Here is a 736-nt window from a genome sequence, read left to right on the forward strand (position 1 = left end):
CTCGCCGCCTGCGACCGCAACACCCCCCAGTCCAACCGCGTCGGCACCAACACCGCCTCCGACGAACCCAACGCCGCGTCGAACAACGCCAACGCCTCACCCGACGCCATCGCCGACAGACCACCACGCTTCAACCGCGCCCGGCCCTCCTCCCCCAGATGACCCGTCAGACCACTCGCCTCGGCCCACAACCCCCACGCCAACGACACCCCCGGCAAACCCTCCGCCCGCCGCGAACGCGCCAACCCGTCCAGGAACGCGTTCGCCGACCCGTACACACTCTGACCTGCACTCCCGAACACCCCCGCACCCGACGAGAACAACACGAACGCCGCCAGACCCAACCCCCGCGTCGCCTCGTGCAGATACCACGCCGCATCCGCCTTCGGACCGAACACCTCCCCCACCCGCTCCACCGACTGCGCCTCGAACACCCCGTCCGCCAACGCACCCGCCGTATGCACCACCGCCGTCAACGGACGACCCCCCGGCACACCCCGCACCAACCCCTCCACCACCGACCGCTCCGACACATCCGCGGCCACCACCTCCACCGACGCCCCCAACGCCGACAGACCCGCCACCAACTCCCCCGCACCCGGCGCCGCACCACCACGCCGACTCACCAACAACAGATGACGCACCCCGTGCGACTCCACCAGACGCCGAGCCACCAACCCGCCCAACGTCCCCGTCCCACCCGTCACCAACACCGTCCCCGCCGGATCCAACACCC

The 736-nt window shown here is 70.9% G+C and carries 1 protein-coding gene; it reads right to left on the bottom strand.

Annotated elements, in window-relative coordinates:
• Window positions 1-734: beta-ketoacyl reductase (locus tag PUR61_RS06590; RefSeq protein WP_329876620.1), on the bottom strand; the 734-nt coding region annotated here is incomplete at its 3' end.
• Window positions 735-736: the final 2 nt, after the last annotated feature.

This window comes from Streptomyces sp. BE20 (assembly GCF_036322525.1).
Taxonomy (GTDB): domain Bacteria; phylum Actinomycetota; class Actinomycetes; order Streptomycetales; family Streptomycetaceae; genus Kitasatospora.